Here is an 18170-nt window from a genome sequence, read left to right on the forward strand (position 1 = left end):
AACTGGCATGTATGTTAGTTCTAAGATAATTGGAAAAGAACTCAACAATCATCAAAATGATGAATTGCAACCTTTGGAAGTAATCGGTTTGAATCATTTACCCAATCCTCAGACAAAAATCATGGCAAATACAATATTGCATAAAGCCGATACTCGCGGCTATGCCAATCACGGATGGCTTAAAAGTCACCATACTTTTAGTTTCGCAAATTACTACAATCCTGAAAGAGTACATTTTGGTGTATTGCGTGTATTAAACGATGACCAAGTGGCAGCAGGTCGTGGCTTTGGTACGCACCCACATGACAACATGGAAATTATCTCAATTCCACTAGAAGGTGACCTTGAGCACAAAGACAGTATGAACAATGTGGCTGTTATCAAAAAAGGAGATATTCAGGTAATGAGTGCAGGTACAGGTGTATATCACAGCGAATACAACCGCAATAGCGATAAAGAAACGAAGTTTTTACAGATTTGGGTTTTCCCTAACAAGAAAAATGTAACGCCTCGTTATGACCAAATGTCTCTAGATATTGCCGACCGTCGCAACCGTTTACAGCAAATCCTTTCTCCTAATCCAGAAGATGCAGGTGTTTGGATTCATCAGGATGCATGGTTTAATATTGGTACTTTTGATACTGGCACAACCGCTAACTACGACATCAAACGTGAAGGAAATGGGGTGTATGCTTTTATATTAAAAGGTGATTTTGAAATCGATGGTCAAACCGTTAATCAACGTGATGGCTTGGGTATCTGGAATACAAAATCTATCGCTTTGAAAGCCCTAACACAAGATGCAGAAATCCTGTTGATGGATGTACCAATGACATTGTAAGAGGCAAAGAGGCAAAGTTATTTTATAACAACCTAACTAGCAACCAATTAGTGACACTTCTCTTACTTTTTTGCCTCTCTTTTATTGAAAAAACACTCATTCACAATTCATCATTCACTAATTCACAACTCATCATTCACTCATTCACAACTCACTCAACCACTCAATAAACATGGAGAATATCTTAGTCATCAGTCGCCACCCCGAAATATTGGGTGTAGTGGTACGCTTGATTAATCAACAGCCCGATTGGAATGCCATCGGAACATGTGTTGATCAGGAAGCGCTACAGATTTTTCAACAAGAAAATATTGCTTTAGTACTTTTAGGAAATGGCATTTTACCAGAAGAAGAGGAAAAGCTAAGAGCTGAATTATTAGCCATTAATCCAGCAGTTTTGATTATCCAGCACTATGGAGGAGGAAGCGGTTTATTGGTTTGCGAAATCCGCCAAGCCCTTGAGCATAGGGTTATCCTTGGATGATAGTTTAGTGATTGAGCAAATGAGTGATTATTTTAGTTGAGCTTTACAGGTAGAGACACAAAGTATTGCATCTCTACCTATAAAACTTGATTTGGGATAAATCATATTAATTTTGCCAATTTTACATAAAATGAAAATTGTAAGTCAACGAAGGTATTGGCGAACCAAAAATAGTTAACTGATACGCTTTTATTCCTGCTTCGGTACGTAAATATACTGAGTAGGCATTTTTGCGACCATATAAATTATACACAGTAAAAGTCCAACTTCCCTCCCATCGGCGTTTACGCATACTTGGATTTCGAATCGTCCAAGAAAAATCCAAACGGTGATAATCACTTATACGAGCATTATTGCGGTCTTGATAAAATGGATAGGTCACGCCATCAAAAACCACAATACCAGTCGGGACTGTAAACGGTCGTCCAGTATTATAGACCATCGTAAAGCCAAATTCATGATGCGCTCCTTGTCCAATAATCAAGCTGGCGTTGAAACTATGCGGTCGGTCAAAATTATTAGGATACCATTTTCCACCATTGACTTGCTCTTCATATCGGTCGCTTTGCCTGATTTGATTTAAACTTCTTGAATAAGTATATCCTAGCCAACCCGTCAAATCTCCTTTCTTTTTACTCAACATTACCTCCAAACCATACGCCATTCCTTTACCTTGCAAGACCTGTGTTTCGAGATTTGGTTTTAAGATAAAATCAGCCCCAGGTTTGTAATCAAGCACATTTTCATTACGACGATAATATCCTTCCATCGAAAACTCATAGATATTATCTTTAAAATTTTTGAAATAGCCCAAAGAAAACAAATGACTACTTTGTGGACGAATATAGTCGTTGCTAGTGGCCCAACGCGACGTTGGCAAAGGCGTTGTTGTATTGGAAACTACTTGTAAATACTGTCGAATAAAATTATAACCAAACTTCAATGAAGAGGAATTGGTTAGCGAATACTTTGCCGATATACGTGGTTCGAGCCCGCCATAAGAAGCAATGACTTGGCCAGAACCATATTTGGTAGAGTCTGTAACGGTAAAATCTGAAAGAGGAACGCCACTTTGATAACGTCTTACAGTTCCTGCTCCCATCGCCCAATATTGGGCATACCTTAAGCCAAAGGATACACTCAACTTAGAGTTTACAGTCATTTCATCTTCTCCGTAAATACCCGCTTCGATACTATTTTCATCAGGAATGGTAATAGGATTTACACTTGTTGACGCATTCGGCACCAAATTCCCTGGACTAATTTTGTACCAAATAGACGAAATCCCTCCCGTCAACTTATGTTTTTCATTCGGATTATAATGTAATTCTGATTTGAGCTGGCGATACAAAATTGCCGATGTAATATCTACAGTATTACTCGAATTTAACTGCGGCAACATAGTCTTAGGCTGATAATTTGTATAAATAGCCGACGTCTGCCAATCGAGTTGGCTACTAAACAAATGAAACCATTTCAATGACGCATTTAAAGATTTGTAATCATACTGCGTAGACGTTGCGTTGATATTGTTGACTGTACCCAACAAATCCGTCTGGAAAAAATCTTTACTAAAATATCCTGAAAAGGTAAAGGTATTTTTCTGATTAGGTTGAAAGAAAAACTTCGTGGCAATATCATAAAAGTTTGCTCGAATATTCTTAAGCCGCTCAGAACCCAACTGAAACAAAAAGTCGTTGAATGAACCTCTGGTGGACACCAACATGCTCAGTTTATTTTTAATCAAAGGCGTTTCGATACTCAAACGATTAGAAACCAAGCTTATTCCTCCGCTTAGCTTTGTCTGTGTAAGACTAGGATTTTGTAGTGTCACATCCAATACCGAGGCTGTTCTACCGCCAAATCTGGCAGGAATACCACCTTTGTACAATTCCACGCCGCTAACGGCATCGGGCGTAAAAACGGAAAATAATCCAAATAAGTGCGTAGGGTTAAAGATGGGGGTATCGTCCAACAAAATCAAGGTTTGATCGGTAGTACCTCCTCGGATATTTACTCCATTGGCGGCCTCCCCAACCGATGTCACGCCTGGCAACATTTGAATACCTCTGAGTACATCCACCTCTCCCATAATCGCAGGGATTTTTTTGATGGTTTTCATACTCATGGGCGTTACTCCCAAGAGAGTTCTATCTACATTTTTGGTAGCACCTTGTGTTGACACGACCACTTCATCAAGTTCTTTAGCAATGTTTAACAGACTAATATCCAGTCTCAATTCAGCTTTTTTAAAAGTTATCCTTCTTCGAAAAGTTCTATATCCTATCATACTGATTGTTACCGTATATTCGCCGTAAGGTACTAAGGAAGAAAAGCTTCCATCTGCTTGGGTATATACCCCTTGATTATCAATTTTGACGGCAGCACTTTCTATGGGCTTTCGATCCAAAGAATCTATGATTCTACCCGTAAATGATGTGTATTGCTTTTTATTACCGCTTTGCGAATAACCTCCTAGCGACAAAAGCATAAATATGATGAGTAAAAAGTGTTTCATGATCATTTTGGTAGGGTTCAACAATTATTGTTGCCAACCTTTAGGTTGAATTGGCGTTCGATTTGCACTTGGGACACAGCCAGCAGATGGCGGTCTTGTAGGAGGATTAGAAGGCTCCTCCACAATAGAATGCCCCAAAATCAAGGCCATTGGCCCTACAGCATCGCTTCGGTCAATCCAAAAACTATATTTTTGAACATTGGCTACACCAAAATACCCTACTACTTTTTCATCAGGATTCGACACGTTCTGAATATTTCCAACAATAGCAGAAGGAGGTGTGTCGGCTAAGCCTCCTGTACCTTGAGTAAGCTGACGAACCAGTTGGTAAAACTTATATACCTCCAGCGAAACACTAATTTGTTCAAGATTGACCAAGCAGCCGTAATCATTGTAAAAAGGAATTTGGGCAACCAATTTCTCTTTTATCAATTTCCCCTGAGAAGCTCTATCGTCCTGAATCATGACTTTCGAATTATGTAAAATAGCATAACAAGCAGACTCGCATGGATAATCATAATACGCCTTATTTAATCCACGAGGTGCGGTGACACACGATTGAGTTTTATAATCTAATACCGAATTATTACAAGTTTTACAAAATGCCAGTTTTTCGTAATGCGTGTATCTCCACAAATAGAAATTATTTGCAGTTGGATCGTCCTGAAAATCTACGTACAATTCGGTGGCAGAGGAATAATTTTTTCCGTCGTTTGATAGTACACTTTGTAAATTAAATTGCTTTTTGACATTCAAAATCGGCGGGGTAGTATTGATTTTCTCTGGAGTTGACTGGTATTTATCACCTGTTTTTAATTCAAATGCTAGCCGATAGGAATAATTAGGATTTAGTTTGAAGTCAGGGAAAGGAATTAGTCTGCCCGAAGCTAAGATTTTCATTGGAATTTCCTGCTTAGTTTCTTCCACAATTATGGAGGCTTTTACGACATCAGCATCTAAAATTTGAGCAAACTCATTGGAATAATTAGAATAGTAAATCTGAATGGTATCGGGAGCGGCTTGATTATCATTCAAAAAGCCTTCAACAACCAAATGTTTTCCGTCTTTTTCAAAATCAAACTCATAAGGGTCTACGCAGGAACATAGCCCCACGGCAATAAGGACGACCCAAAGGTATCGTCGTAAGTAGTTTCTTTTCATAGAATGATAGTTTCTGAAGGTATTAAATTGGCAATTGGGGGTTCTTGGGAAGTCCTTTACACCAAAAATTTTATTTTGCACCAAAGTGCAATCAATTGGATAGTTGGATACAAATGTACCCGAAAGGCTTATTTTATTTTTATTTTTTATTAAAAAATCACAAAAATTGTTTTTCAACGAGTTACCGACCAAGTTTTTCGATAAAGCCTCATTTGTGAGTCTTAAATAATTTCTATTTTTACAAGTTACATGGTATTGATGCGCCACTAAACCATTATGTCAGAAGTAAAGCATTGCGTATCTACAAGCAGAAATAATTTTACTTTTGCTAAAATCACTCAATTATTAACAGCACTCATCAACAATCCTATGAAAAAAATCACTTTACTACTTTTTTACCTTTTACCATTTGCCCTGTTTGCTCAAAAATTCAATAAAGTCGAAATTGCTCGATGGGAAAAGCAAGCACAGCAAGTGCAAATTATCCGTGACAATTGGGGAATTCCACATATTTATGGCAAAACCGATGCAGATGCGGTTTTTGGTTTGCTCTATGCGCAATGCGAGGACGATTTCAAGCGAGTTGAAATGAATTATATCGAAAAGTTAGGACGTCTTTCTGAAATAAAAGGAGAAAGTCAGCTTTATGAAGATTTACTCATCCGCATGGTTATTGACTCTTCGGAAGCAATGGCTGATTATCAAAAAGCTCCCATTTGGCTCAAAACCCTCCTCAATGCGCATGCCGATGCCATCAATTATTATCTTTATAAACACCCAGAAGTAAAACCTGCCTTGCTGACTCGTTTTCAACCTTGGTATTCTTTACTGTGGACAGATGGCAGTATTGGGGCTATTAATACCGCTGATGCTACAACCAACGACCTCAAAAGTTTATATGAAGGAAAAGACGCCTTAGGGTATTTTTACAAAAAACCTGTAGAAGAAGAAATCCTGACAGGCTCGAATGGCTTTGCCTTTTCACCCAAAATCACTGAATCAGGTAAGGCTATTTTGTATATCAATCCGCACGTAACCTTTTATTTCAGACCCGAAGTACACGTAATTAGCGAGCAAGGACTTAATGCCTACGGTGCAGTTACGTGGGGGCAGCTATTTGTCTATCAAGGTTTTAATGAAAAATGTGGCTGGATGCATACTTCTAGTTATACCGATATTGCGGATACATATCTTGAAAAAATCCAAAAGAAGGGTAACACTTGGGTATATCTTTATGAAGGCAAAGAGCGACCTGTAAAAATCAAAAAAGTAAAAATCGGCGTACTGAAAAATGGCAAAATTGAAAATAAAAACTTTGATGTCATGTACACACATCACGGTCCTGTGATGGCAAAACGCAACGGACAGTGGATTAGTATGAAAGCCAATAACCGCTCGATGACAGGCTTGATTCAAAGTTGGCAACGAACCAAAGCAAAAAGTTTTGCGGAGTATAAAAAAACGATGGATTTGTTGGCAAATACCTCCAATAATACCGTTTATGCCGATGCGGAAGGAAATATTGCTTATTGGCATGGTAACTATTTGCCAATTCGTGACAACAAATACGACTGGTCAAAACCAGTGGATGGCTCTATTGCAGCTACCGAATGGAAAGGTTTGCACCCAGTAAAAGAGTCATTGCATGTGTACAACCCTACCAATGGCTGGCTTCAAAACTGTAATGCCACACCTTATACAGTAGCAGGAAGTAATAGTCCCAAACGTGCCGATTATCCGAAATACATGGCGCCTGATGGTGAAAACTTTAGAGGAATTAATGCAGTAAGAGTTTTGAGTAGCATTCCAAAGTACAATTTAGACAAAGTTATCGAAGCGGGTTATGATACCTATTTGGCAGCCTTTGAAGTGCTAGTTCCTGCTTTGATAAAAGCGTATGAAAAAGAAGGTCAAAATTCAAAATATGCCTCTATTTCCGACCCTATTGAACAATTAAAACTTTGGGATTTTCGTACTAGCAAAAGCTCTATTCCTACGGCATTAGCCATCGAATGGGCAACAAGACTACAATCTGCCATCGCCAAAGTACAAGTAAAAGATGAACTAAAGGCGGATCAAGTTGGTCGTACAGAACAGTACGTAGCCACAGCATCTGCTCAAGAACTCCTAGACCCTATGCTCGAAACTATCCAAGATTTACGTAGCCGTTTTGGCACTTGGCAAGTTGCATGGGGCGAAATCAACCGATTCCAACGCATTTCGAGCGATATTGAACAAAAGTATGACGATAGCAAAGCGAGTATTCCTGTGCCATTTGCGTCTTCTGCTTGGGGAATGCTTCCTTCTTACACTGGTCGTTATTATGGAACCAAAAAACGTTATGGCGTAAATGGCAATAGCTTTATTTGTGCCGTAGAATTTGGAGAAAAAGTAAAAGCTAAATCATTATTAGCAGGCGGTCAAAGTGGTAATCCTAACTCTATACACTTCTTCGACCAAGCCGAAATGTACACCAACGGACAATTCAAAGAGGTACTTTACTACAAGGAAGACGTCATGAAGTTTGCAGATAAAATTTATAATCCAGGAAAATAATTAAGAATTATGAATGGTGAGTTGTGAATGGTGAACTAGAGCTGTACGAAGGATTTCAAACTATTTCAGATTTAGGATTGCGGATTTCAGAAATTAGATTAAATACCCTTATTTTTTAAAGAAATGTAAATGATTACCATTCCGAAATCCTACATCCGATATCCGAAGTAAACAGTTTTAGAATTCTGACTTAATTCCCAAACATTCACAATTCTTCATTCACAACTCACAATTAAATAAAAAAAGCATCAACAAAATTTGTCGATGCTTTTTGAAATCCCTAATACTTATCTCTCTCTATGAAACTACAATTAGATGGTAAATTTTACACCCCTATTGCTTAAATATGTGTAATAAACACAGGTACTTTCAGATTTTGTAAAAGCTCCTCTGAGGTACTTTTGTGTAAAATTCTTGACAATACATTTCTACCGTACGACCCCATGACTACAATAGACGTACGGTGTGTATTGATATAATTTGCTAGCATTTCGCCTGGATTACCGTGTGGCAATACCTCAAAATTGACGGTGCTTACTTGTTTTTTCAGAAAACTCATAAATGCTTCCTCACGAGGAATCGTCATGGAGCCCTCTTTTTCAGCTACCGAAACAACCGTAAATTCTTTGTAACGTTTAGCTGGTAACAAATACAAAAATTGTTTTATCGCAAAAACTGAAGACGCAGAACCATCATAAGTTAATGTAATATGATGAATTGGGTCTGGGTCTTCTGGTACCACAATGACAGGACATTCGGCATCTTTCAACAGCTCTTTTACAAACTGATTATTGGCTTTTTGCTTTTCTTCGGTAAACGACACCTCTCCACCCACAATTATTACATCCGCAAAACGACTTTCACGAACCAAATCATAATCAGGAATTCCCATATCTTTAACGACCTCATAATGGGGATAAAACTCTTTGCAATACCACTCAAACTGCTGTACACTCTTATTGAGTTCTACCTCTTCTTCCTCTGCCAATTTTAACAAGGGACTTGCATCAAAATAGGGTTGACCTTCCAACACGGTAGCCGAAGCACCGTAGCGATAGTACAAATCGTGTAGAAATACGCCCGTAATAACCGAGCCACTATCTTTGGCCAACTGAATGGCATAATTTACTGCTCCTTTCGAGAAATGAAGACCATCAAACGCTACGATAACTTTTTTCATGACCAATGCTGTTTAGGTTGAGTTTCTATGTCAAAACTACACAGCATTAACTTGTAACTAAATGACGCTAATCACTTCATTATGAGATAGAAATTAGTCGTATTTCTGAGAAAAATCAGACATGAAAAGATTGGTGCGGGGCAGGGATATATACCTCCACAAATCCTTTTTTGATAAGTCTTCTTTTAAAATGCTCTTGTACTTCAGGCTCACCATGCACGACAAAAAACTGCTTGACCAACTGTGGATCTTGGCAAGACAAAAACTGTGACAAATCTTCATAATCTGCGTGCGCAGAAAGACTTTTTATCTCAGCTGTTTCGGCTTTTACCTGATATTCTTCTCCAAAAATAGTGACATTCGAAGGACGTAATTTGAGTCGTCCCCCCAATGAATTGGGTTCACAATAACCTGCTAATAAAATGGTATTTCTGGAATTTTGAATAGAATTAGCAATATGGTGTTTTACACGTCCAGCCTCTGCCATGCCTGATGCCGAAATGATAATACAAGGCTCTTTTTTCTGGTTTAAATCTTGAGAAGATTCTTTATCAGTAATATATCTTAAAGTCGAAAAGTCAAATGGATTTTCATCATGCTCCATATATTTCAACAATTTTTTGTTAAAACATTCTGGATGATTGTAGGTAATTCGCGTCGCTTCTGTCGAAAGGGGACTATCCACATATACATTCAAAGAAGGAATCCTACCGCTTTCAATCAAACGGTTTAAAATATAAACTAGCTCCTGCGTACGCCCAACACTAAAGGCTGGAATAATCAATTTGCCTTCTCGTTCGAAACAAGTTCTCAAAATAACTTTAATAAATTCTTCTTCCGAAACTTGCGCATCGTCATGCAAAGAATCCCCATAAGTAGATTCACAAATAATAATGTCTGCCTGTGGAAAAGGAGCTGGTGATTTCAAAATCGAGTCGTTGTACCGACCTACATCGCCTGTAAATGTCAAATGCTTAATTTCCTCATCTTCCTTAATTTTAAGGTTTACAACGGCTGCCCCAAGAATATGTCCTGCTTCGGTAAATTTGAGCTGAATATCCTCATCGATTTGGTGCCACTCATCTAGCTCTTTGGGCGCAAATCGTATCAAACAACGCATAACATCCTGCGTTTCATAAAGGGGTTTTAAAGCTGATTTGTTGGCATCTCGGCGTTTTTTGTTGATAAACTTAGCATCTGTTTCTTGTATATGTGCAGAGTCTAACAAGAGAATTTGAGCTAAATCTTTGGTGGGATAGGTACAATAAACTTTGCCTTTGTAGCCCTCGTTAACCAGTTTAGGAATCAGACCAGAGTGGTCGATATGAGCATGAGAAAGCACCATGTAGTCAATTTCGGCAGGGTCAAATCCAAATTCTCTATTGAGCGAATCGGTTTCGTTTCCTCGCCCTTGAAACATGCCACAATCCAATAAGAGTTTCTTGCCGTTTTTTAGCGTAATTAAGTGCTTGCTTCCTGTAACAGTCTGAGCAGCACCGTGAAATGATAGTTTCATAGCTTTAGATAAGTTTGTTTTTGGATGAAAACTTTATATACTAAAGGTAGAACGAAACATCACATATTATTCTTAGCACCGTCAATAAAAAAGATGATATAAATCAAGTAGGAAGTCTGCTTGGGGAGGATAGGATTTGGGGTAGCATTAGGGTGATTAAGCCAAGTTTCACTCAAATCCCATATAAACTATTTTTTTTTGTTGAGTGATTTTCTCTCTAAAAAAAGGATTTTTGATTGCTTTTTCTTCAAGCAAATCAACAGGCTTTTGAAGGAGCGTTTGTAATGAATACTTTAAATCGAAATAATTATCAGCATAATCTTCTAATGCAATGTTCTCAAAATCTACGATTAAGTCTATATCACTATCTGAGTTAAAACGACTTGTCAAAACTGAGCCAAATACATACAATGATTTTACCTTATGTGATTTACAAAGGTTTACAATCGAATCTATATGTTTTTCTATTGGAGTCATCTCCTTCAAAGATAGTAAACTAAGGCAAATAAATAGACCAAATTTTATTTCTTATTTCACAACAGCTTTCACGATATATCCTTCTTTTCTCAATAAACTAATCACCCCATTTTCGCCAGGCAAGTGCCCTGCTCCTACGGCAAAAAAAGTAGATTTTTCATGAATTATTTTTTTGATTCTTGGTACCCAATTTTTATTTCGGTCATTCAATAAGTTCTTTTCAAACTCCACATCCATCGTTGACGATGAGGTCATATCTTTTAGCAAACCCTCTATGTTTTGTGATTTATAATCCTTGACCATTTGGCTAAAGGTATTTTTATCGGTATTCCAGTTTTTTACCATTTTGACCAACATCAAATCTGCTTGCTGCTCATATCCCATTTTATCAATGGCAGACATTTGTTCTTCTACCGTCTCTAGTCCTAACACTTCTTTTTTCTGAGCTTTTGCCATTTCTACAAAAGTCATTTCGTAACTTTTGATAGGACAGTTAAGCATTTTCATCACTGTCATCGAACTCAAAGCAAAGGGTTTTAACTTTTGTACTTTATCGACATTTACCCCTATCGAATCTTTAAAAAATTGCGCTACCAACTGATAATCGCCCTCTTTCATGAGTGACTTAAGGGTTGTTCCTTCTGGCATAAACATCATTTTTTGCATATCCATCATCATCGAAGGCTCGTCCATGTCTAGCTCCAAATACACTTGGGATGATTTTGTGACACTATGTTCAATGCTCTGGTTCATGACAAAATCCTTTGGGCAAATCGCATGAATAGTCCCAAAAAGATAAGAAGGCTTGGCAAGTCCATTTCCAGAAATTTCCCACAGCAAAGAATGCTGTTTTTCTTGTGCATACAAGCGCGGAAGCAACAATGCACTAAAACATAAAACTATCGTAAAACATTTAGCCAAATAAGTCATGTTGAGTTATGAATTTTGAGTGAGGAGTTTTGAGATTTTACTTTCTTTAATCATTATCTTAGTTTTTCTTCACGTTATTCAGAGAGGTATAATAGAAGAAAAAAGCAACAAAAAAACCGATTGGTAACCCGAGCCAAAAACTTTTAATAATCCACCCTAATACGATTCCAAAAAGTAAACCCACCAATAAATAAATCGTTGCCTTTGCTTCAGGATCATATTTGTACTCCATAAAGCAATGCTGGCGTAATGCTTGGTAACTACTCAAAAACTCGTCTGAAGGTTCAGGGTTTCGAGGAGATATAGCATCAATTGTTTTTTTCAAAAGCCTCAAAGCAGTTTGTTGCTGATCACTGTTTTTCAAGGACTTACTAAGTTTATTAATGATTTTATAAAGCTCAATTACCTTATATTGCTTTTTTTGCTCAGTCGAAAAACTTTCTACTTTTTGTGCGAGTAAATTTTTGAGTGTATCTGTTTGCATGATTGATGTTCTATTTGAATCACAAAACTAAAACTATTCATTCAATTCTTGCAAAACTCTTTCCAATCGTGTGAGGTGCTGCCCATAAAGACGATTGATATACCAGCGCATCAACCACCACATTGAGGGAGCCATGCCAACAGCTATCATCGCAGAAGTCTTTAGACCATCTTCCAAAGGACTAAAAATGAGATATGCTCCTAAAAAATTGGCAAATGGTATCAACAAAATATTCAGCCATGTGTAGGCTTTGATATAAAGTTTAAACTGTTTAATCAGTTGTGTCAAAGATTCCTTTAACGAAACATCAGCCATTGAAATAGACTTTAAGCGAAACAAACCCCACAGGTAAAATCCTAAACTTGCTATCATAAAAATACCCATCGTTAGCCCTCCTATTCTCCAATGTTCTTCAGCATGAAACAAGGTATAATAGAACCATGCGATGACCACGAAAATAGAAACCAACAGTTCATACCAGATATTTCGGACCAAACGTTCAATGATATTTTGAGAACGTTGTCGGGTTATCAGTAATAAGGCTTCAGCATTCATCGCAGGCTGAGATGCCTCTCCCGAATTTTGCCAAATATGTTTTAAATCATCTAGTTCCATATTGGATATTGTAATTTAAAATGGAGTGATTTAACGGAATAAATTACTATTTCCGACCTATTTCAGTTCTTAGTTTCTCTCTGATTCTCGTCATTTTCACCCTGACATTATTGGCTGTAATACCCATAATTTCGGCGATCTCTTCATTTTCTTTTTCTTCAAAATATAGCATCAACAAGGCTTTTTCTACAGAAGAAAGATGTTCCATTGCTTTGTATAATAGTTGTAATTTTTCCTCTTGACCTGTATCAGGTATCCAATCAGGAATGTCGTGATTAAGCTCGTCAAGTGATTGAGCAACAGGCTTTCGTTTTATTTTTCGTAAATCAGAAATGGCAACATTCAAAGCGATTTGATACACCCAAGTCGACACTTTTGATTCCTGTCTAAACTTGGGGAATGCCTTCCATAGCTGTATCACTATTTCTTGAAAAAGGTCTTTTCGATCGTCAAAGTCACGGCAATACATCCCACAAATTTTGTGGATAATAGCTTGATGAGCCTGTAATGCTGTAACAAATTGCTTTTCGATAGACACGTATGCGTTCTGAGTTTTGAGTTGAGAGTGATGAGTTGTCCTTTGTCCTTGCCTAAAATAGGTTGCCATCAAACTCATTTTAAGGAATTTATGACATTAGTCGTTACAACTACAATAGAATTACAGGAGTGGTCTATTTTTTTGTAAAATGGACAAAAAATACCCCGAAAGACTCAAATTCCTTCGGGGCATATCTCTATTTATTTTTAACCCTAACTAAAACACTCAATCAACAAAATACGAGTAGTTTTATCCGTTACCTTAAAACGGTCATCTACACGCTGGTTGACAACCCACATCGTTGAGCCATTGGAGGTAAGCAAATAGGTTTCTTTTTTCAGATTCAAAGGCACTTTTTGGTCTGTCAAGAAGTCGCTGATGAGCTTTTTCTTATTCATCCCAAGTGGACAAAACCAATCTCCTTCTTTGTATTTGCGCAGTTGCAAAGGAAAACGAACTTTGTCCGCATCCAAGCAAGCGTACTTTTTGGCTGTTGGTACTTTATAATCTTCTGGGCGGTCAAAAACCTCAAAATCTAATTGGAAACTATCTGTTCTAACCTTCGTGTCATTTGCTTCAATGACGCGACTTTCGAAGCTAGTCAAGTTTTTGAGCGTAATAACTAATTCGGTTCTATCCTTTACCAACTCATGCGTAGGCGATAAGAAAGTCCGACCAGGTTCTTTGTCAAAGCTAGCAAAAATCTCTTGACACTGTTGGTAAGTAAAGTTGAAAGGCTTGAGCAACTCCGTTAGTTTCACGATCGGTTGTGAAAGTGTCTGTATCGCTTTATAATTCACAAAAAATGCTTTGCCATCACTCCAAACGATTTGCTTACGAAGCATTTCGATTTCTTGGTAAAAAATTTCCTCTACCGCCGCAATACGCTCAACAGTTTGTTGAATCGTCTGCTCCAGATTTGGATTGATTTGCTTCAACAAAGGAACCACTTCATTACGAATCAAATTACGTTGGTATTTGTTAGACTCATTGGAAGAATCTTCACGCCAAATAATTTGATTTTCAACTACATAATCAAATATCTGCTCTTTTTCGGCAAACCAAATTGGGCGAATGATTACACCATTTTTAATTTGAATCCCGTGCATTCCTGCAATGCCTGTGCCTTTCGTCAGGTTCAAAAGTACCGTTTCAAGTACATCATTCTGATGGTGCGCTGTTGCGATATAGTCAAATTGGTGCTGCTTACGCAATTTTTCAAACCACTGATATCTCAAAATTCTTGCCGCCATTTGGATTGAAACCTTCTCATTTTCAGCAAATTCGGCTGTTTGAAAAGTGGTTACAAAGAATGGCACCTTGTATTTTATAGAAAGCTTTTTTACAAAAGTCTCATCTTCGTTTGATTCTTCACCACGAAGTCCAAAATTACAGTGCGCAATCGCAAAGTCTATTTTGGCTTTGCTAAATAAATCACACATTACTACTGAGTCCATTCCACCACTTACAGCCAAGAGGACTTTGTCGGAAGAATTAATCAGATTTTTGTTGTTAATAAACGTTAAAAACTCGTCAAGCATGGTTTTATTGGCTAATTTTGTAGCTCTAATATTATGCGACAAAGTTACTCTAAAATACAGCAAATCGGGTCATTTATTCGCTCGATTCCTTCATTTGAGACAAAGAAATCTTTTTTTGCCTCAAAACCGTATATCCTTTTGTTCATGATTTTCAGCCTCTTGGGCTTTCAATCAAACTCTTTTGGACAAAGTCAGGTCGAAATCATTAAAGCTGATAGCTTGGTGGGTCAAAATACGCCTTTCATGCAAATTCGGAAGCTTTTGGGCAACGTGGCACTACGTCAAGGCACTACTTTGGTGTATTGTACCCAAGCTATTTTGAACGAAACTACCAACGTTTTGGAGGCTTATGGTAAGGTAAAAATCATTCAGGCTGATACCGTAACTATTACTGGTGATACTGCCTATTACTTTGGTAACGACAGATTGGCAAAAATGAATGGACGCGTCAAGCTCGACGATGGCACCATTATTTTGACTACTAAACAAATGGACTACAACCTCAATTCACACGTGGCATATTACAATACCAACGGGAAAATTGTGGATAAAAAAAGTACTTTGACTAGTCGTGAGGGTTATTATAATACAGTAACGAAGCTTTTTGATTTTAAGCATAATGTAAAAGTAGTAGATAAAGATGGCTCACTTACCGCCGACTCTTTGCGCTACAGTACTTTATCAAAAGAAGCATTCTTTATTGCCCCAACCACGGTTGTCAACAAAAAAGATACAACCTACGCCAATCCTGGAAGTCAATATAATACCATTACCAAAATCGCGAATCTCAAAGGACGCTCAACCGTCAAGACGGATGACTATGTTATGACTGCCGATACGATGATTTATGACCCTCCTACCGAAATTGGGATTGCCAATGGTAATATCGTTTTTGTTTCGAAAAAAGATAAGGCCATTCTTACAGGAGAACATGGACGTTACGCCAAGAAAACAGGTGTAACGAGAGTCTTTGGTAGAGCTTTACTGAAAAATGTATTTGAAAATGATACGCTTTTTCTAACTGCCGATACGCTAGTTTCATTGGATAACAAAGAAACCAAGACTCGCAAGCTTTATGCCTACAAGAAGGTTCAAGTGTATAAATCTGACCTCTCGGCAAAATGCGACTCACTGAGTTATAACGTGTCTGATTCGACGATTTATTTTTATCAAAAACCTATTCTGTGGAATAATAAAAATCAATCTGAGGCCGATTCTATCAACATTTTGTTGAAAAACAATAAGGTACACGTCATGAACATGAAAGGTAAATCTTTTGTAGTCTCGGTAGATACCCTCAATAATTTCAACCAAGTGAAAGGTCGTAGGATTGTAGCCAATTTCACGAAGGATTCGAAAGTAGAAAAGGTAAGTGTCGATGGAAATGGTGAGAGTATTTATTTTGCCATAGATGATAAGAATAAGCTTACAGGGATGAATCGTGTTCAGTGTAGCAAAATGAATATGTATTTTGGGAAAAGTAAAATTAGCAAAATTGCTTTCTTAGCTAAACCTGACGGCAAGTTCATGCCTCCAAAAGAAATCAAAGAAGACGATAAAGAGCTAGATGGCTTTAGATGGAAAATTGCCGACAAGCCTAGTAAAGAAGGTATTTTGAAAAAAGTAGCCTACATCGCACCTATCGAGACTAAACCTGTGCCAAAAGATTCTGTCTCACAGAAGAAAAACACCGTTAAAACGCCTGCAAAGCCGTTAGCTAAAAAAAATATTAAAAAATAGTTAGTGATAGTATAATTGAAATATTTTACTATATTTTTGTGTAATAGTGATTGTATAAATTTATTGTGCAAATCATAAAAAAAATTTTACGTTTGGAGCAACCTTTTCATACATTTATCAGTCTATAGTATAAAGTTTGTATGATTATTGCTCGAAAATAGAAAACACCAAGCATCATTAAACTTATCGTTGTAAACTTCCTTATTTTTTGTTTTAAAAATTTATTAATACCAACTAGATGAAATGAAACTTCTACAAAAATACATATTGGGTAGTTTGTTAATGCTCACAGCAGTGATGTCGAGCATTGATGCTAACGCCCAAACTGAAAATAAATATAAAAGCCGTTTGGATATTAAGCCTAAGCAAAAAACTAGCACTTCAACATCCACGGTTTCATCTTTAAGAAAATCAACCTTTTCTTATTTTCAACCTTATTCGAATACACTTGACCGTGTTGATCGTGGTATTCATATACAGCGCTCTACTGCCATTAATCAATATTTTTCTAACTCATTAATGTCTCAACAATCAGTTAAGACTGTAGCAAAAAATGAGGTTACGAATAATAACGCTATAGCAGAAACAGTTCGTACAGAAGAAGCAGTAAGCTCAGAAGAACATTTGTTCTCTAACGATAAACTTTGGGTATCTAATATTTTCCCGAATCCAGCAGACGATCATGCAGATATCAATTTCAATATCTCGTCGCAGGTAAGTGAAGCAAAAATTACTTTCTATAATATTTTGGGTAGTGAAGTAAAAGAAGAGATTTTAGAAAAAGATCAACGTAAGTCTAGAATTTCGACAAAAGATTGGCCTAACGGCATTTACTTGTATCAATTGACAGCAGACGGACGCTCATTGGTTACCAAAAAATTACTAGTGAGACACCAATAAAATATTGTAGTGTTAAAAGGTTTAAAAAGAGGCTACCCTATCGGATAGTCTCTTTTTTTGTACTTTCCGAAAAAGAGAACAATCTTATCATTTGAGCAAACTTTGATGAATCTGCAAAATCTGAGGAATCACTGGAGTCTTGTCGTCATTTTGAATAAGCCAATCCGAAAACTTGATTCGTTCAGCATCTGGAAGTTGCCTTTCGATAATCGCTCTTATTTCTTCCTCCGTACGATTATCTCTCAATTTGACACGTTTTACCCTTAAATCAATCGGAGCTATAACACTAATCATTTTATCACAAAGATTACCATCACCTGCGCCCTTTAGTAAAGCCGCTTCATATAACACATAAGGGACATCCTGATGTTGTATTACCCAGTCTTGCGCATCTTTTCGTACAGCAGGATGCACAAGAGCATTGAGCTTTTGAAGCAATGCAGGTTGGCCAAAAACTTGTGAGGCTACCCATGCACGATTATAGCTACCATCAGGTAAATATGCCTCAGAACCCAACAAAGCAATAATTTCCCTTTTCAGCTCTTGATTTTGGATAATAATCCATTTCGCTCTCGAATCGGCTTCGTAAACAGGTACACCCAATAGCGAAAATACCTTGGCTACGGTACTCTTACCTGAGCCAATACCACCTGTAATGCCAACAACAACGGGTTTTGTTTTCATGTGAT

Annotated in this window: 16 protein-coding genes; 5 read left to right on the forward strand and 11 right to left on the reverse strand. The window is 37.4% G+C overall.

Annotated elements, in window-relative coordinates:
• The first annotated feature begins 121 nt into the window (after positions 1 to 121).
• Together QM524_RS15365 and QM524_RS15370 are read left to right on the forward strand one after the other, a co-directional pair.
• Positions 122 to 841, forward strand: coding sequence for a pirin family protein (locus QM524_RS15365; RefSeq protein ID WP_445451911.1), 720 nt, complete (start codon positions 122 to 124; stop codon positions 839 to 841).
• A 172-nt stretch (positions 842 to 1013) separates the two neighbouring features.
• On the forward strand, positions 1014 to 1325 hold the full coding sequence (locus QM524_RS15370; RefSeq protein WP_095160152.1) for a response regulator: 312 nt from the start codon (positions 1014 to 1016) through the stop codon (positions 1323 to 1325).
• Between the two features lie 121 nt (positions 1326 to 1446).
• Here QM524_RS15370 and QM524_RS15375 read toward each other — a convergent pair whose 3' ends face one another.
• Together QM524_RS15375 and QM524_RS15380 are read right to left on the reverse strand one after the other, a co-directional pair.
• The gene (locus QM524_RS15375; protein ID WP_283345254.1) at positions 1447 to 3843 is read right to left on the reverse strand and encodes a TonB-dependent receptor; all 2397 of its coding nucleotides are present in this window, start codon (positions 3841 to 3843) and stop codon (positions 1447 to 1449) included.
• 24 nt (positions 3844 to 3867) lie between these two features.
• The gene (locus QM524_RS15380; RefSeq protein WP_283345255.1) at positions 3868 to 5004 is read right to left on the reverse strand and encodes a DUF4249 domain-containing protein; all 1137 of its coding nucleotides are present in this window, start codon (positions 5002 to 5004) and stop codon (positions 3868 to 3870) included.
• Between the two features lie 276 nt (positions 5005 to 5280).
• On the opposite strand from QM524_RS15380, the gene QM524_RS15385 reads away from it, so the two are divergent.
• Positions 5281 to 7560, forward strand: coding sequence for a penicillin acylase family protein (locus tag QM524_RS15385; protein ID WP_283345256.1), 2280 nt, complete (start codon positions 5281 to 5283; stop codon positions 7558 to 7560).
• Between the two features lie 340 nt (positions 7561 to 7900).
• On the opposite strand, the gene QM524_RS15390 is transcribed toward QM524_RS15385, so the two are convergent.
• From QM524_RS15390 to tilS, 8 genes are all read right to left on the reverse strand, one after another.
• Positions 7901 to 8740, reverse strand: a complete 840-nt coding sequence (locus tag QM524_RS15390; protein ID WP_283345257.1) for a universal stress protein — start codon at positions 8738 to 8740, stop codon at positions 7901 to 7903.
• A 115-nt stretch (positions 8741 to 8855) separates the two neighbouring features.
• Positions 8856 to 10256, reverse strand: coding sequence for an MBL fold metallo-hydrolase RNA specificity domain-containing protein (locus QM524_RS15395; RefSeq protein ID WP_283345258.1), 1401 nt, complete (start codon positions 10254 to 10256; stop codon positions 8856 to 8858).
• A 168-nt stretch (positions 10257 to 10424) separates the two neighbouring features.
• The gene (locus QM524_RS15400; RefSeq protein WP_283345259.1) at positions 10425 to 10733 is read right to left on the reverse strand and encodes a nucleotidyltransferase family protein; all 309 of its coding nucleotides are present in this window, start codon (positions 10731 to 10733) and stop codon (positions 10425 to 10427) included.
• 51 nt (positions 10734 to 10784) lie between these two features.
• Complete coding sequence (locus tag QM524_RS15405) at positions 10785 to 11663, reverse strand: TraB/GumN family protein (protein WP_283345260.1); 879 nt, start codon at positions 11661 to 11663, stop codon at positions 10785 to 10787.
• 58 nt (positions 11664 to 11721) lie between these two features.
• Positions 11722 to 12147 (reverse strand): hypothetical protein, encoded by a 426-nt coding sequence (locus QM524_RS15410; RefSeq protein WP_283345261.1) that lies wholly within the window; start codon positions 12145 to 12147, stop codon positions 11722 to 11724.
• A gap of 33 nt (positions 12148 to 12180) precedes the next feature.
• Complete coding sequence (locus QM524_RS15415) at positions 12181 to 12762, reverse strand: hypothetical protein (RefSeq protein WP_283345262.1); 582 nt, start codon at positions 12760 to 12762, stop codon at positions 12181 to 12183.
• A gap of 46 nt (positions 12763 to 12808) precedes the next feature.
• On the reverse strand, positions 12809 to 13369 hold the full coding sequence (locus QM524_RS15420) for an RNA polymerase sigma factor (protein WP_283345263.1): 561 nt from the start codon (positions 13367 to 13369) through the stop codon (positions 12809 to 12811).
• Positions 13370 to 13512: 143 nt separating this feature from the next.
• Positions 13513 to 14841 carry a tRNA lysidine(34) synthetase TilS gene (gene tilS, locus QM524_RS15425; protein WP_283345264.1) on the reverse strand — a complete coding sequence of 443 codons (1329 nt, stop codon included), beginning with the start codon at positions 14839 to 14841 and terminating at the stop codon, positions 13513 to 13515.
• A gap of 144 nt (positions 14842 to 14985) precedes the next feature.
• Between tilS and QM524_RS15430 the strand changes: the two genes are divergently transcribed.
• Complete coding sequence (locus QM524_RS15430) at positions 14986 to 16581, forward strand: OstA-like protein (RefSeq protein WP_283345265.1); 1596 nt, start codon at positions 14986 to 14988, stop codon at positions 16579 to 16581.
• A 243-nt stretch (positions 16582 to 16824) separates the two neighbouring features.
• Positions 16825 to 17481 carry a T9SS type A sorting domain-containing protein gene (locus tag QM524_RS15435; protein WP_095160165.1) on the forward strand — a complete coding sequence of 219 codons (657 nt, stop codon included), beginning with the start codon at positions 16825 to 16827 and terminating at the stop codon, positions 17479 to 17481.
• 87 nt (positions 17482 to 17568) lie between these two features.
• Here QM524_RS15435 and coaE read toward each other — a convergent pair whose 3' ends face one another.
• Positions 17569 to 18165: a dephospho-CoA kinase gene (coaE, locus tag QM524_RS15440; RefSeq protein WP_283345266.1), complete on the reverse strand. Its 597-nt coding sequence runs from the start codon at positions 18163 to 18165 to the stop codon at positions 17569 to 17571.
• Positions 18166 to 18170: the final 5 nt, after the last annotated feature.

It is taken from the genome of Flectobacillus roseus (assembly GCF_030056595.1).
Taxonomy (GTDB): domain Bacteria; phylum Bacteroidota; class Bacteroidia; order Cytophagales; family Spirosomataceae; genus Flectobacillus; species Flectobacillus roseus.

Bases quoted from the DNA above. Each gene is read 5' to 3' on its own strand.
- QM524_RS15400 (WP_283345259.1), bottom strand. From the start codon at position 10,733: ATGACTCCAATAGAAAAACATATAGATTCGATTGTAAACCTTTGTAAA.
- QM524_RS15380 (WP_283345255.1), bottom strand. From the start codon at position 5,004: ATGAAAAGAAACTACTTACGACGATACCTTTGGGTCGTCCTTATTGCC.
- QM524_RS15390 (WP_283345257.1), bottom strand. From the start codon at position 8,740: ATGAAAAAAGTTATCGTAGCGTTTGATGGTCTTCATTTCTCGAAAGGA.
- QM524_RS15370 (WP_095160152.1), top strand. From the start codon at position 1,014: ATGGAGAATATCTTAGTCATCAGTCGCCACCCCGAAATATTGGGTGTA.
- QM524_RS15375 (WP_283345254.1), bottom strand. From the start codon at position 3,843: ATGAAACACTTTTTACTCATCATATTTATGCTTTTGTCGCTAGGAGGT.
- QM524_RS15430 (WP_283345265.1), top strand. From the start codon at position 14,986: ATGATTTTCAGCCTCTTGGGCTTTCAATCAAACTCTTTTGGACAAAGT.
- tilS (WP_283345264.1), bottom strand. From the start codon at position 14,841: ATGCTTGACGAGTTTTTAACGTTTATTAACAACAAAAATCTGATTAAT.
- coaE (WP_283345266.1), bottom strand. From the start codon at position 18,165: ATGAAAACAAAACCCGTTGTTGTTGGCATTACAGGTGGTATTGGCTCA.
- QM524_RS15435 (WP_095160165.1), top strand. From the start codon at position 16,825: ATGAAACTTCTACAAAAATACATATTGGGTAGTTTGTTAATGCTCACA.
- QM524_RS15415 (WP_283345262.1), bottom strand. From the start codon at position 12,762: ATGGAACTAGATGATTTAAAACATATTTGGCAAAATTCGGGAGAGGCA.
- QM524_RS15385 (WP_283345256.1), top strand. From the start codon at position 5,281: ATGTCAGAAGTAAAGCATTGCGTATCTACAAGCAGAAATAATTTTACT.
- QM524_RS15395 (WP_283345258.1), bottom strand. From the start codon at position 10,256: ATGAAACTATCATTTCACGGTGCTGCTCAGACTGTTACAGGAAGCAAG.
- QM524_RS15405 (WP_283345260.1), bottom strand. From the start codon at position 11,663: ATGACTTATTTGGCTAAATGTTTTACGATAGTTTTATGTTTTAGTGCA.
- QM524_RS15365 (WP_445451911.1), top strand. From the start codon at position 122: ATGGCAAATACAATATTGCATAAAGCCGATACTCGCGGCTATGCCAAT.
- QM524_RS15410 (WP_283345261.1), bottom strand. From the start codon at position 12,147: ATGCAAACAGATACACTCAAAAATTTACTCGCACAAAAAGTAGAAAGT.
- QM524_RS15420 (WP_283345263.1), bottom strand. From the start codon at position 13,369: ATGGCAACCTATTTTAGGCAAGGACAAAGGACAACTCATCACTCTCAA.